Source organism: Streptomyces cyslabdanicus (genome assembly GCF_052663305.1).
The window spans coordinates 116,304-130,228 of the sequence record NZ_JBQRUW010000008.1; the positions used below are offsets into that span (position 1 = coordinate 116,304).

The following is a 13,925-nucleotide window of genomic DNA, read 5'->3' on the forward strand; positions in this document are numbered from 1 at the left end:
GGTGTCCGGCAGGGGCGGGTTCGGACCGGGTTCAGACCGGGCGCAGGACGGACTCAGGCCGGTGTCATCAGCAGCGGGCGGGCCCGCTCGCGCAGCTCGACCACGCGTGGCTCGTCGCTGTACGGCTCCAGCCGGTGCAGGAGGTCCTTGACGTACTCCGTGGTGCGCGCGGAGGAGATGCGCCCGGCGACCTCCACGGCCCGCACGCCCTGCGCGCAGGCCGCGTCCAGGTTGCCGGACTCCAGTTCGGCGACGGCCGAGACGACCAGCCGCAGGCCGTGCGAGCGGACGAACTCCTCGGTCGGCTTCGACAGCGCCTGCTCGGTGAAGCGGCGGACCTGGCGGGGTGCCTTCAGGTCCCGGTAGCACTCGGCGGCGTCGGCGGCGAACCGGTCGTAGCCGTAGAAGCCGAGCCAGGACGGGTCGTTGTCCCCGTCGCGGGACCGCTCGAGCCAGCCCTCGGCCGCCTTCAGGGCGGCGCCGGCCGCCTGGGCGTCGCCCGCGCGTGCGTGGGCGCGTGCCTCGACGAGCCGGAAGAAGCTCATGGTGCGGGCCGTGGCCAGGCCCCGGTTGCGCTCCAGGGCGGCCTGCGCGAGGTCGACGCCCTCGTCGCCGAAGCCGCGGTAGGTGGCCTGGAGGGACATGGAGGCCAGGACGTAGCCGCCGAGGGGCACGTCGGCGGCGGCGCGGGCCAGGCGCAGCGCCTGGATGTAGTAGCGCTGGGCGGCCTCCTGCTGGCCGGTGTCGAAGGCCATCCAGCCGGCGAGCCGGGTCAGTTCGGCGGAGGCGCCGAACAGCGCCCTGCCGACCTCGTCGGAGTACGAGGCGAGCAGCAGCGGCGCCGCCTCCACGCGCAGGCACTCGGGCACCATCGAGGAACGCCAGTCGCCGCCTCCGTACTTGGAGTCCCAGCGCCTGGCGTCCTCGGCGGCCTCCCGCAGCTTGCGCACATCGCTGTGGCCGACTTTGACCGGTGTGCCGGAGGACTCCGCAGGGCCCGCCTCACGCGCCACCGAACTGTCGGCCGGGGTTATCAGCCACCGCGAGGCGGGCGTTGCGTATGCGCTCACTGCGAACGATCCGGCGAGCGACTGCCAGATGCCGCCGGAGCCGGCCCGGCGGCCGGCGAGGTCGAGCCGGTACAGCTCCGTCGCCGACTTCACCGCCTGGCCCACGTCCCTGGGGAAGGCGAGGCCCACTTCGGGTGCGGGATCCGCGTCCGCCAGGCCGATCTCGTGGAGCGGCACCGGGCGGCCGAGCTTCTGCCCGATGGCGGCGGCGATGAGGTGCGGCGCCGCACCCTGCGGCACCATCCCCTTCGAAACCCAGCGCGCCACCGAGGTCTTGTCGTAGCGAAGTGTCAACCCGCGCTGGGCGCCGAGGTCGTTGACGCGCCGCGCGAGTCCTGCGTTGCTGATTCCCGCGAGGGCGAGAACGGCGCCGAGCTTTTCGTTCGGCCCGCGTTGCTCCCTGGACATGCGCCACCCCTCGACACAGACGGCTGCCGCGCTGGCATAACCACGCGGCATTCGTAAACCCAGCGTAGTTCGCCGCATCCCAAGCGTTAAGGGGCATTCTTCCGGATGGCGGGATTGTGGCCCGCACTCAAGTACGGTCCCTGCACGCAGGGTTGCGGCGTGCCCCCGTCGTGTGGCCGTGCGCCCGCCCGTGCGCTCTTCTCCGGCCACCGAGGGAGCGGTTCCATGGTCCTGCGTGGGTCGGCCCGCTGTACTGGATCCAGTGGGCTGGGGGACACCGCCGCCTTCATCCCCGCGGGCGGCGGAACGGTCCGGGGGGCGAACTCCGCCTCCCGGACTGCGTGTTGTCTGCGTGAGACGCAGAGCGAGTACGGAGTGTGCGCACATGTGTCCCCATGGCGCAGAATTGGCCGAAAGTCGACTCTGCCTCCCGCCGCCGATCACCGCTCCCACCACGGCAGTTGAGGGCGCGAAGGGTGTTGCGGGGAGCGCATCAGGGGGCGCATTCGAGTCGTGACGGCCGTGCACGGTACGGGCGTTCGCCACTGCCGGGGCCGGCGCGCGGGGGCGCGCACACCGTACCTAAGGCGGCTCCGCCTCCCCTCCGGCGCGCCTCCTTCGTGGCAGCATGGTGACCTGGTTCGTTGCGGTGCACTGGTTGCCCACAGGCGGTGGAGGCTTCGATGCGGTGGTTGGTGGGATGGAGCAGCACCGCCGCGGGCGCCACCGGGACCGGCTCCGCGGGCGCCACCGGATACGACGGCCAGACCCTGCACCCGGTGGGCTCCCAGCTCCTGTGGGGCGACCCGGACCCGCTGTGGGCGGTCGGCGACTGGCGTCCGGACGAGATCCGCGTGGTGCAGGCCGACGCCCGGACCAGGATCGCGGTGCTCGGCATCTGCGGGGCCTCCGACGAACAGCTGAGGGTCGGCCTGTTCGCCGCGCGCGGGGGCGCGCTCAGGCATCTGACGGCCTGGCCCGGAAGCTACACCGCCGTCGTACAGGTGGACCGCCGCATCACCGTCTGCGGCGACCTCGCCGGGGCCCGCCCGGTGTTCCACACCCCGTGGGCCGGCGGCACGGCGTACGCGACGGCCGCGCTGCCGCTGGCCGACCTCGTCGAGGCCAACCTCGACTTCGGGCACCTGGCCGCCCTGCTGGCCGCCCCCGACGTACCGGCCGCGCTGGACGACTCCACGCCCTACGAGGGCGTACGCCGCGTTCCGCCCGGGCACGCGCTGATCCTGCGCGCGGGGGCGCGTGAGGTCGCCGGGTACGAGCCGGTCGCCTCGCTCGCGGTGGCCGCACCGCCGGCCGACCCGGACCGCGCGGTCGACGCGGTGCGCGACGCACTGGTGGAAGCCGTCCGCGCCCGGCTGTCCGCGCCCCGGCACGTACCCGACATCGACCCGGGGCCGGTGCCCGGCATGGGTCCCGCCGAGCGTCGTGCGGCCCGCGGGATGCCGGTGCCGGGGATCGGGGCCGACCTGTCCGGCGGCCCGGCCTCGGGCACGCTCGCGCTGCTGGCCGCCGGGCTCCCGGGCCGACCCGGCACCCTCCTGGGCCACGGCACGGGAGCCGGCGAGCGCCTGCTCGCGGTCACCTTCAACGACCTGACGGCCACCGGGCGCGAGGCCGAACTCGAACGCGCCGGGACGCTCGCGGCCAACCCCCGCCTGCACCACGTCGTGGTGACCGGCGGCGAGGACGTGCTGCCCTACGCCGAACTCGACGGCCCCCTCACCGACGAACCCGGCCCGTCCCTCGTCGCGGCGGCGCGGCACCGCGCACGGCTGGCGGCGGGCAGCGCGGACCACTTCACCGGCCACGGTGCCCGGCAGGTCCTGGACGCCCACCCCGCGCGCCTGGCCGACCTGCTGATGGACCGCAAGCGCCGCCATCTGGTCCGGCCGGTCGCCGCGCTCGCCAGGGCCGACGGATCGGTCATGGTCCCCGCGCGCGTGTACGGCGCGGCGCGGCGGCTGGCGCGCACGCCCTACCGCGCGGGACTCGACGTGCTCGCCGAACGGCTCCTGCACCGCCGCTTCGACGAGCCCACGGGCACCGTCGGGGCGTCGCTGGCCGCACTCTCCTGGGCCAGACCCGGACCGGCGGCCCGATGGCTGACCGGAGAGGCGCTGGCTGAAGTATCGGTTCGCCTGCAAGGGGCGACCCACCGTTCGGGAGTGGGGCCCGGGCAGCGGCCGGGCGACTACCGCGCGCGTGCCGCCCTCGCCCGGCACGCGGCGGACCTGCGGGTGCTCGAGCAGGCGGCCGAGGTCCGCTCCCAGCGGCTGCACACGCCCTTCCTCGACAACCAGGTCGTCCGCGCCTGCCGGGCCCTGCCGGAGGCACTGCGGGTCCAGCCGGGTGCCCGCGCGGTGATCCTGCGCACGGTCCTCAAGGGCGCCGGGGTGGGCGACCTGCCACCGGGCTGGGGCGCCCCCTCGCACGCCTCGGCCGCGGCGGCGTCCCGTACCGGCCTGCGCGTGGCCGTCAACGACCTGGTGGACCTGTTCGCCACCCCGCTGCTCGCCGAGGCCGGCCTGGTGGAGGCCCGCGTGGTCCGCAAGGCCCTGCGCGCGGCCGCGCAGGGCGAGCCGCTGCCGCTGGACGGCCTGGCGGAGCTGGTGTCCCTGGAGCTGTGGCTGCGGCGCCTGCTGTCCCGCCGCGGCACCTGCTGGACCGGCACACCCGCGCGTGCCCGCGCGGTACCGGCGGGCATCGCGCCGCAGCGTGGCGCGCTCTCGTCCGGCGGCCGGGCGAGCCCTACCGGCAGGTGAACCGGGACTCGGCCCAATCCGCCAGGGCCACGGTGTCGAAGGAGCTGTCCGGCTCGACGACCAGCCGTACGGTCCGGTGCCCGGCGAGGCCCACATGGACGGGGACGGCCGGATCACGGCCCGCGACCGTCCCCGAGTTCCACAGGCGGACGCCGTCGGCGTACACCGAGAAGGAGACCCGGCCGAGCCTGCCCGTCAGGCTGTCGACGCCGACCACGGCGTCGTAGGCGGAGCACTCGCGGTTGAGGTCGATGGTGACGGACGAGTCGCCGTGCACGGTCACCCCGTGCGCGTAGCGCTCGCCGGCGATCCACAGGCTGTGGCGCTGCCACACCCAACTGCTCGCGCCGAGCCGCATCTCGGGGCGGGTGCCGTCTCCGGTGACGTCGTACTTCAACTCGTTCCAGCGGTAGACCACCGGAGCGGGCGGGGGAGGAGTCGGCGTGGGTGTGGGTGTCGGTGTGGGGGTCGGCGCGGGCGTGGGCACGGGCGCCGTGGTCGGGGCGGGCGTCGGCGACGGTTTGGGCGCCGGAGCGGGGGCGGCGGCGGGAGGCGCCGGAGGCTTGACGCTCGGCGTTGGTGTCGGTGTCGGTGTCGACTTCGGGGCCGGCCTCGGCGGCTCGGGCGTCGGGGCCGGTGCGGGAGGCAGAGGGGGCGTCGGCTTCGAGGCCGGCTTCGGCGGCTGCGGCACGACCGCCGGTGCGGGCGCGGCGGGTCGCGCCTGAGGCTTCCCGGCCGGGGTCTCGTGACCGACCAGCGCGAGCGCGACCGCCGCGGCGGCCACGGCGACCACACCGGCCGCGATCCCCGCCTTCACCGGCGCGCCCAGCCCCTCCGAGGCCACCGAGCCCCCGCCGCCGGAGGCACCTCCGCCCGCGGCACTCGCGGCACCTGCCGCGCCCGCCGCGCCCGCGCCCCCGGCGACGATGCCGAGCGCCTTGGCGTACCCCGCGGCGCCGAACCAGCCGATGACGGCGACCGGGACCACGGCCGGGATACCGCCGGCGACCTCGGCGATCTGCGTGGCCGCCAGCCGGCACTTGGCACACTCCTCCAGATGCTTGCGCAGCCCCCGCTCGGCACGGGTGCGCAGCTTGCCGCGGGCGTAGCCGCCGAGCTGGTCGGCATAGCGGGCGCACTCCTCGTCCGCGGTGAGGGAGGCGCTGACATGGGCCTGGAGGTAGGCCTGCCGCAGCCCCTCCCGCGCCCGGCTGGCCAGCACCCGGGTGCCGTTGGCGTCCAGCCCGAAGAGCGTGGCGACGGCGCTCGGCGACTCGTCCTCGACCTCGGTGTGCCACAGCACGGCCTGCCACCGCTCGGGCAGCGAGCGGAAGGCCCGCACGGCCATCGACTGCTCGGCCTCGTGCATCGCGCGCACGTCGGCGCCGAGGTCCACGCCCGCTCCGAAGGAGCCGCCGGAGGCGGCGTCGTACGAGAGCTCCGCGGCCTGCGCGGCGAACACCGCGAAGTCGTCGACCAGGTGCTCGCGCCGGGCGGTCCTGGTCCACTGCGCGGCGACCCGGCGGACGGTGGTGAGCAGATAGGCGCGTACGGCGTACTCGGGTCCTGAGCCGCCGCGCACCGCCTGGAGCACCCGGGCGAACACCTCGGCGGTCAGGTCGTCGGCGGTGTGGGCGTCCCGGCAGCACGTGCGCGCGTACCGGCGTACGGCGTCGGTGTGGCGCCGGTACAGCTCCTCGTAGGCGCTGTCGTCGCCCGCGCGCACCCGCCCGATCAGCTCCGCGTCGGACGGCGGCAGGTCCGCCGGGGGCGCCGGCTCCACCGCGGACGGCTGCTCGCTCCCTCCCACCCGCTCGCGCTGCGCCGGTACGGCGTTCTGCCCCGGTACGCCGCTCTGCCCCGAGGCACCCCGGGGCCGCCCGGCGGCGTGCGGGACGCCGGACGGTCCGCCCTGGGACGGCACCTGCGGAGAGTCCGGCCCGTCCGTCCGCGACCCGCCGTCACCGGCGCCGTCACCACGCCCGTCAACGCTCATCGCGCAAACGCCCCCGTCGCCGGCCCGACCGTCCCGATCACCGAGCCAGACTGCCACACCGACCGCCGCCGGGCCCCGACGGCAGGGATCCTCCACCCGTCCGAGGGGCCCTGCCGCGCCCCGGCAGCGCCCTCACCCGTACGGGGAGGACCGCCGGACGCGGCTCACGCGGGGTCACCGCTCACGCGGGCCGCGACCGCAACCCCTCCAGCAGGATGTCCAGCAGCCGGGCCGAAGCGGCGGCCTGCTGCGCCGCGTCCGGCAGCGAGGGCGCCGCCGTCGCGATGACCAGCAGCACGTCCGACACCGACACGTCCGGCCGCAGTTCGCCCGCCGCACGCGCACGCTCCACGAGCCGGCCCACGACCTCCAGCAGCGCCGCCGCCCCCGCGTCGTCCTCCGCCGCACCGGACTTGGGCGCCGTCCCGTCGGCCATGAGCCTCAGCTCCCCGGAGCCCGGCTGGACGCGCTGCTGCGGCACCCGGGGGTCGGCCGGACCGCCCGCACCGCCGGCCCGGTCCTCGGCGACCGAGACCCGCAGCACCTGCGGCGGCAGCAGCCGCCCGGCGCCGGAGGCCACCGACGTCCGCAGGAAGCGGGAGAGCGCCGACCACGGCTCGTCCTCCTGACCGAGCGCGGCCCGCGCCTGGTCGGCCAGCCGGGAGGTCTCCTCCTCGGCTATCCGCCGCACCAGGACGTCCTTGCTCGGGAAGCGCCGGTACACCGTGCCGACGCCGACCCGCGCGCGCCGCGCCACGTCCTCCATCGGCGCGCCGTACCCCAGCTCGCCGAAGACCTCGCGGGCGGCCCGCAGCACGTGTTCGAGGTTGCGCTGTGCGTCCACGCGCAGCGGTGCCGTCCGGCCCGTGCGGGGCTCGTCCCCGCGCGCGTTGCCCGCCGCAGCGCCCATCGCCCCGTCGCCGGGTGCCACGGCGGACGCGGTGGACCAATGAGTGCCCTGAATGTGCATAAGTGATCCCCCGGTAATGACGTCTCCCCCCGGAGACTCCCCGTCCCTGATTCCGGAGCGCGCGGAACGGGATCACGCACGATCAGGCCCGCCCTCGAGATCTGGTGGTACTCGGCGGGCTCGCTCGGATCACATCCCCCACACCCCGTAGACACACGAACATAGTTGAGAGGGAGTCAATTCAGAAGGGGCAGGTTCCGCACGGAGCGCCCCCCGATCGGAGTACGAGCCGCATACGTCCGTATTGAGCCCCCTTCCGTCCCCCGGCGCGCGCCCACTGACCTGGGCCCTTTCCTCACGTATCGACAATTCGGCCAACCCCGTGCCGCTCCGGCCGACGGTCACACAATTCGCCGGGGCTGTGGACAAACGAGAGCGCCGGGTGCGTCATGGGATGGTGAAGGAACGTGCGCGCATTCTCGTTGTCGGCGGCGGCTACGTCGGGATGTACACGGCCCTGCGCCTGCAGCGGCGGATGAGACAGGAGCTCAGCCGGGGCGAGGCGGAGATCATCGTGGTCACCCCCGATCCCTATATGACGTATCAGCCCTTCCTGCCCGAGGCGGCGGCCGGCGCGATCTCCCCCCGGCACGTCGTCGTCCCGCTGCGCCGCGTGCTCGACCGGTGCCGCATCATCGTCGGCGAGGCCACCTCCATCGACCACGCGCACCGCGTCGCGACCCTCACCACCCTCGCCACGGAGGAGACCGGGGGCACCGAGAAGCTGGCGTACGACGAACTCGTCCTCGCCCCGGGATCCGTCGCGCGCACCCTGCCCATCCCCGGCCTGGTCGACTACGGCATCGGCTTCAAGACCGTCGAAGAGGCCATCGGCCTGCGCAACCACGTCATCGAGCAGATGGACATCGCCTCCTCCACCCGCGACCCCGCGATCCGCGACGCGGCCCTCACCTTCGTCTTCGTCGGCGGCGGGTACGCGGGTGTGGAGGCGCTCGGCGAACTGGAGGACATGGCCCGCTACGCCGCCCGCTACTACCACAACGTCAAGCCCGAGGACATGAAGTGGATCCTCGTCGAGGCCTCGGACCGCATCCTGCCCGAGGTCGGCGAGGAGTTGGGCCGCTACACCGTCACCGAGCTGCGCCGCCGCAACATCCAGGTCCTCCTGCGGACCCGCCTCGAATCGTGCGCCGACCGGGTCGCCGTCCTCAGCGACGGGCAGCGCTTCCCGACCCGTACGGTCGTGTGGACCGCGGGCGTCAAACCGCATCCGATCCTCGCCGCCAGCGACCTGCCGCTGAACGAGCGCGGGCGCCTGAAGTGCACCGCCCAGCTGACCGTCGAAGGCGTCGAGCACGCCTGGGCCGCGGGCGACGCCGCGGCGGTCCCGGACGTCACCACCGGCGAACCGGGCAGCCTCACCGCGCCCAACGCCCAGCACGCGGTCCGTCAGGCCAGGCTCCTGGGCGACAACATCAGCCACTTCCTGCGCGGCGAACCCCTGGAGACCTACGCGCACGCATACGCCGGCTCGGTCGCCTCGCTCGGACTGCACAAGGGCGTCGCGCAGGTCTACGGGCGCAAACTGAAGGGCTACCCCGCCTGGTTCATGCACCGCGCCTACCACCTCAGCCGGGTGCCCACGGTCAACCGCAAGACCCGGGTGCTCGCGGAATGGATGCTGGCGGGACTCTTCAAACGGGAGATCGTCTCCCTGGGTTCCCTGGAACATCCCCGGGCGGAGTTCGAACTCGCGGCCGGTGGAAAGCATCCTCTCGACCCGAACATCAACCCGAAAGGGTCGACCTGACCGGACCGGGGAACTCCGCCGCACGCCCCGGCGTCCAACGGATGCCGGCGCGGTCGGCCACACCGCCCAACCGGCCCGCGACCGGGGACGGGCAGCCGCCCGCCCCGCACGGATGACGCATTCCCGCCGTGCCGAATCCCCGGCACAGTAAGAATGTGCGGTCACCGCCGCGCGGCCCCTGACCCCCGGCCGGGCCCGGAGCTGGCCTGAGACGACGACACGAGGCAAGGATTCGTGAACTTCACGCGCTGGAGCGCCCGGCTCCCCGGAATCACCGGAACGCAGCGCCGCGCGGCGGCGCGGCCCGATCTCGCGACCGTCGGGGACCGACGGGCGGACGGCACCGTACCCGCGGCCCGCGCCGAACAACTGACCGATGAGACAGCGCCGGTACCGGCCGTCGACGAACTCCCCGCGCGTGAGGTCCTCGACCGCGTCCCGGCCCTCGTCGCCCTCGTCCACGGCCCCGACCACCGCGTCGCCTACGTCAACGACGCCTACGCGGCGGCCTTCGGCGCACGCACGCCCGGCGGATCCGCCCGCGAGGCCCTGCCCGAACTGCGCGAACTGGGTCTGCTCCCGCTCCTGGACCAGGTGCAGCGCAGCGGCAGGCCCCGCACCCTGAAGTCCCGCAAGGCACCGGACGGCCGCTCGTACACGTTCACGTGCACACCGGTCGCCGAACCGGAGAACGACGGCCGCGACGACCGGGACGGCCACGGAGGCCGTGGCGTTCTGGTCTTCGCCACCGACGTCACCGACCACGCCGACGCCGCCGAACGCCTGCGCGCCAGCGAGCGCCGGCAGCGCGAGACCGCCGTCACCCTCCAGCGCTCGCTCCTGCCCCAAGTACTGGAGCAGCCCGACGACCTGCGCATCGCCGCCACCTACCAGCCGGGCGGCACGGAGGCCGCGGTCGGCGGCGACTGGTACGACGTCATCACCCTCGGCGGCGGCCGCACCGCACTGGTCATCGGCGACGTGATGGGCAGAGGGGTGCGCGCGGCCGCGGTCATGGGCCAACTGCGCACCGCGGTCCGCGCCTACGCCCGCATGGACCTGCCTCCGCACGAGGTCCTGCAACTCCTGGACGGCCTCGCCGCGGACATCGACGCCAACCAGATCGCCACCTGCGCGTACGCCGTCCACGACCCCAACGAGGGCCGGCTGGTGTACGCCTCCGCGGGGCACCTGCCGATCCTGGTCCGCGACGAGAACGGCACCGTGCTGCGCGCCGACGAGCCCACCGGCCCGCCGCTCGGCACCGGCGGCTGGGTGCATGCCTCCGGCTCGGTCCCGCTGAGCCCCGGGTCCATGGCGGTCCTCTACACCGACGGCCTGGTGGAGCGCCGCGACGAGGACCTCGACGAGGGGATCGCCGCGTTGGAACACGCCCTCGCCGGCGCCACCGGCTCCCCCCAGGTGGTCTGCGACCGCCTGGTCCGCTCGGCGGGGGTGCAGGCCGACCACGACGACGACGTGGCCGTCATGGTCCTCCAGCACCCCGCCCGCACGGGCCCGGACGGCGAGCTCTTCCGCAACGCCGCGCTGGAACTGCTCGGCGGGGTGGAAGCGGCCCCACGCGCGCGTGCGTTCGCCTCCGGCGTCCTCACCAGCTGGCGCTTCCCGCCGGATCTGCACGACCTCGGCGTCCTCGCCGCCAGCGAACTGGTCGCCAACTCCCTCCAGCACGGCACCCCGCCCATGCGACTGCGCCTCAGGCGCACCGACCGCCGCCTCATCGTCGAAGTCACCGACGGCGACGACCACCTCCCCAGGCGGCGCCGCGCCGAACCGGGGGACGAGTCGGGCCGCGGCATCGCCATCGTCGCCACCATCGCCACCAGCTGGGGATCCCGCAGAACCCCGGGCGGTGGCAAGGCGGTGTGGTGCGAGTTCACCCTGCCGGGGGCGGCGGGCCGACGGGGGCCGCGCTGAGGCGGACCGTCCGCCGGGACGCGGTGGGCCGGGACGCGGCCCCACGGCCGGCGGAGGGGCGTGGGCTCACGCCTGTGCGCCCACCGGCTCCGCGGTGAGCCCGCCCCGAGCGATCACGCGGCTCCGCGCGGCCCACGGATGGTCCTGCACGGTGCTGAGCCCCCGCCCCAGCCGCAGCGCCAGGACGGTGATCAGGAGGGAGAACAACAGGAACGTCACCACGTACGGACCCGGCAGCGAGGCCGCCAGCGGGCCGCCCGCGGCCGGGCCGAGCGCCAGCGCGAGCTGCTTCACCAGGGCGAAGGCCGAGTTGTACTGCCCGGCCAACCCCTCCGGAGCGAGGTCCGCCACCAGCGGCGCGACCGTCGGCGACAGCATCGCCTCACCGAGCCCGAACAGGGCGTACGTCGAGACGAACGCGGCCGTGGCCATCGCCCGGCTGCCGTGCCCGAGCCCCGCGTACGCCGCCGCGGCCCACGCCACGGCCCAGATCAGGCCCACGGCCGCGATGATCCGCGACCGCCGCCGCCGCTCCACGAACTTCAGCACGGCGAACTGCGCCACCACGATCACCAGCGTGTTGGCGGCGAGCGCCGTCCCCAGCATCGACGGGGCCATGCCCGCGGCCTCCACGCCGTACGCGCTCAGGCCCGACTCGAACTGCCCGTAGCAGGCGAAGAACAGCACGAAGCCCAGCACGCACAGCTGCACCATCGCCCGGTTGCCGAGCAGCTGCCTCCAGCCGGTCCCCGCCGGCTGTCCGCCCCGCGCCGAGTCGTCGGCGGTCCGCGGCGGGTGCGGCATCCGCACGGTCGCCATCAGCGCGACCAGCAGCAGGAACACCGCCGCCTCGATCGCGAACAGCAGGGTGAAGGAGGAGACCCGGGTGGTGTCGACGAGGTGCCCTCCGATGAGGCCACCCACGCCGAGGCCGAGGTTCTGAAGGAAGAACTGCATCGCGAACGCCCGCGACCGCGTCTCCGTCGTCGAGCACTCCACGATCATCGTGGCCAGCGCCGGCTGCATCACGGCCTGCCCCGCGCCGAGCGCCGCAGCCGACAGCAGGACGGCCCCGGCTCCGCCCGCCAGCCCCAGGCTCAGCGCGCCGAGCGCGGCCGTGACCAGGGCGGTGAGCAGGACCGGCAGCGGGCCGCGCCGCACGATCGCCCGGCCGGCGAACGGCAGCACGATCAGCGCGGCCACGGCGAAGACGGCGAGGACGATCCCCGCCGTCATGGCCCCCAGACCCCGCACCTGCGCCACATAGACGTACAGGTAGGGAACGGTGAAGCCGAGCCCGAACGCGCTGAGTGCGTTGCCCACGTGGATCCGGCGCATCGCTGCGCCCATCGCCCTGGTCACGTTCACCCTCTCTCAAGCAGGTAGCAAGTAAGCAAGTAGTGGACAGGAGGTTGCTTGAAGTGGTCAGTAGTTAGAACTGAAGACTTCGAACCTAAACTTCGATGCTAAACAGTACACCTGGAAGGACTTCAACGCCAAGCAGTCCCGTGCCATACTGCGGACATGGGCGACACCCCCGGCGGCATCGACGGCATCGGCACCGAGCCTGCGCTCGAAGAGCAGATCGCCGCCTACCAGCGCGAGTTCCAGGACCTCGACCCCCAGGTCGAGCAGATCGTCTCCGCGTTGTCCCGGCTCAACCGCCGGATGAACGTGGCCTACGGCCGGCAGACCGCCGCGCTCGGCATAAGCAACGCCGACTGGGAGGTGCTGAAGGCACTCGTCCTCTCCGGCGCCCCCTACCGACTGGGCCCGAGCGACCTCGCCAAGCGGCTCGGCCTCACCCCCGCCGCGATGACCCACCGCATCGACCGGATGGTGGCCGAGGGTCTGGTCACGCGGGAACGCGACGAGGCCAACCGCGTCCGGGTCATCGTGGAGCTGACGGCCGAGGGGCGCGAGAAGTGGCTCGAGGCCATGCGGCTGGCCACGGTCTTCGAGGGCGACCTCCTCCAGGACCTGTCCCCGGCCGAGCGCACGGCCCTCGGCGAGGTCCTGATCAGGATCCTGCGCCGTGTGGAGCACGCCCAGCCGGACGCCGGCGGACGGCTCAGCGACCTTGACTGAGAACCCGACGCGGGGCGCTTGACAGTCGCCTGCCGGATCCGTAATGTTCTCCGGGTTGCCGCGGGACCGTCATGGTTTCTCGTCGACACCTCCGCCGCACGAGCGGCACCCAAACCACCAGCACGATCTCCCATCCGGGATTGTTTTCGGCGTGCCCGAATTCAATTCGAGTGGGACTCGTCGATCTTGATCCGGCGCCCCGAGGGCCCGATTGGGAATCGCCGAGAGAATCCGCTAAGGTTTGGGACGTCGGAACGGCCCAACAGCCGGGAAGACGGACCCCGCTGACTGGGGGTCAGGTCGAGAAAAAGATCTGATAGAGTCGGAACCGCCGGAAAGGGAAACGCGAGAGCGGAAACCTGGAAAGCACCGAGGAAATCGGATCGGAAAGATCTGATAGAGTCGGAAACACCGAAGGGAAGCGCCCGGAGGAAAGCCCGAGAGGGTGAGTACGAAGGAAGCGTCCGTTCCTTGAGAACTCAACAGCGTGCCAAAAATCAACGCCAGATTAGTTGATACCCCGTCTCCAGCATCTGAGTTTGCCGGTCACCTCGTGCGCGATGCCGTGCTCCGCGCAGAACTTGACCATCTCGGCGGCGCCCTGCGCCGCGTACCGCGCCTTCAGCGAGCCCGGCCGGTAGTAGATCCCGCTGTGGATCACCCCGCTGTTGCGTCCCGTCTGGTGCCGGGCCGGGCCCTGCTCCTTCTCCAGCACGGTCACACGGGTGCCCGGCGTGGCGCGCGTGATCGCGTACGCCGTCGACAGTCCGACGATGCCACCTCCGATCACCAGCACGTCGCAGTCGTAAGCGATGTCCGGCCGCACCTGCTCCACCTCCCGCCTCGATAGTGCACCGCGGCACTGACAATGCCGCCGATCCGGCGGGACGACGCGGCCGTG

8 protein-coding genes and 1 pseudogene are annotated in these 13,925 nt (G+C 73.6%); 4 read left to right on the top strand and 5 right to left on the bottom strand.

Features of this window, described 5'->3' with window-relative positions; translation table 11 throughout:
- Nucleotides 1-53: 53 nt before the first annotated feature.
- Nucleotides 54-1,478: an NsdA family TPR-like regulatory protein gene (locus ACTYVM_RS06490; protein ID WP_445524972.1), complete on the bottom strand. Its 1,425-nt coding sequence runs from the start codon at nucleotides 1,476-1,478 to the stop codon at nucleotides 54-56.
- Between the two features lie 683 nt (nucleotides 1,479-2,161).
- Here ACTYVM_RS06490 and ACTYVM_RS06495 point away from each other — a divergent pair.
- Nucleotides 2,162-4,261 (top strand): asparagine synthase-related protein, encoded by a 2,100-nt coding sequence (locus ACTYVM_RS06495; protein ID WP_445524973.1) that lies wholly within the window; start codon nucleotides 2,162-2,164, stop codon nucleotides 4,259-4,261.
- On the opposite strand, the gene ACTYVM_RS06500 is transcribed toward ACTYVM_RS06495, so the two are convergent.
- Complete coding sequence (locus ACTYVM_RS06500; protein ID WP_445524974.1) at nucleotides 4,248-6,257, bottom strand: sigma-70 family RNA polymerase sigma factor; 2,010 nt, start codon at nucleotides 6,255-6,257, stop codon at nucleotides 4,248-4,250. The two genes, ACTYVM_RS06495 and ACTYVM_RS06500, sit on opposite strands and share 14 nt — an antisense overlap.
- Nucleotides 6,258-6,438: 181 nt before the next feature.
- Complete coding sequence (locus tag ACTYVM_RS06505; RefSeq protein WP_445524975.1) at nucleotides 6,439-7,227, bottom strand: TetR/AcrR family transcriptional regulator; 789 nt, start codon at nucleotides 7,225-7,227, stop codon at nucleotides 6,439-6,441.
- Nucleotides 7,228-7,621: 394 nt separating this feature from the next.
- Here ACTYVM_RS06505 and ACTYVM_RS06510 point away from each other — a divergent pair, with 394 nt between their 5' ends.
- The gene (locus ACTYVM_RS06510; RefSeq protein WP_445524976.1) at nucleotides 7,622-8,998 is read left to right on the top strand and encodes an NAD(P)/FAD-dependent oxidoreductase; all 1,377 of its coding nucleotides are present in this window, start codon (nucleotides 7,622-7,624) and stop codon (nucleotides 8,996-8,998) included.
- Nucleotides 8,999-9,232: 234 nt separating this feature from the next.
- Complete coding sequence (locus ACTYVM_RS06515) at nucleotides 9,233-10,936, top strand: ATP-binding SpoIIE family protein phosphatase (RefSeq protein WP_445524977.1); 1,704 nt, start codon at nucleotides 9,233-9,235, stop codon at nucleotides 10,934-10,936.
- Nucleotides 10,937-11,002: 66 nt separating this feature from the next.
- On the opposite strand, the gene ACTYVM_RS06520 is transcribed toward ACTYVM_RS06515, so the two are convergent.
- A complete protein-coding gene (locus tag ACTYVM_RS06520; RefSeq protein WP_445524984.1) occupies nucleotides 11,003-12,286 on the bottom strand; it encodes an MFS transporter in 1,284 nt (427 codons plus the stop codon).
- Nucleotides 12,287-12,460: 174 nt separating this feature from the next.
- Here ACTYVM_RS06520 and ACTYVM_RS06525 point away from each other — a divergent pair, with 174 nt between their 5' ends.
- Nucleotides 12,461-13,024 (top strand): MarR family winged helix-turn-helix transcriptional regulator, encoded by a 564-nt coding sequence (locus ACTYVM_RS06525; RefSeq protein ID WP_400030786.1) that lies wholly within the window; start codon nucleotides 12,461-12,463, stop codon nucleotides 13,022-13,024.
- A 535-nt stretch (nucleotides 13,025-13,559) separates the two neighbouring features.
- Here ACTYVM_RS06525 and ACTYVM_RS06530 read toward each other — a convergent pair.
- Nucleotides 13,560-13,879: pseudogene (locus ACTYVM_RS06530) on the bottom strand (FAD-dependent oxidoreductase); the annotation flags it as partial.
- Nucleotides 13,880-13,925 lie beyond the last annotated feature (46 nt).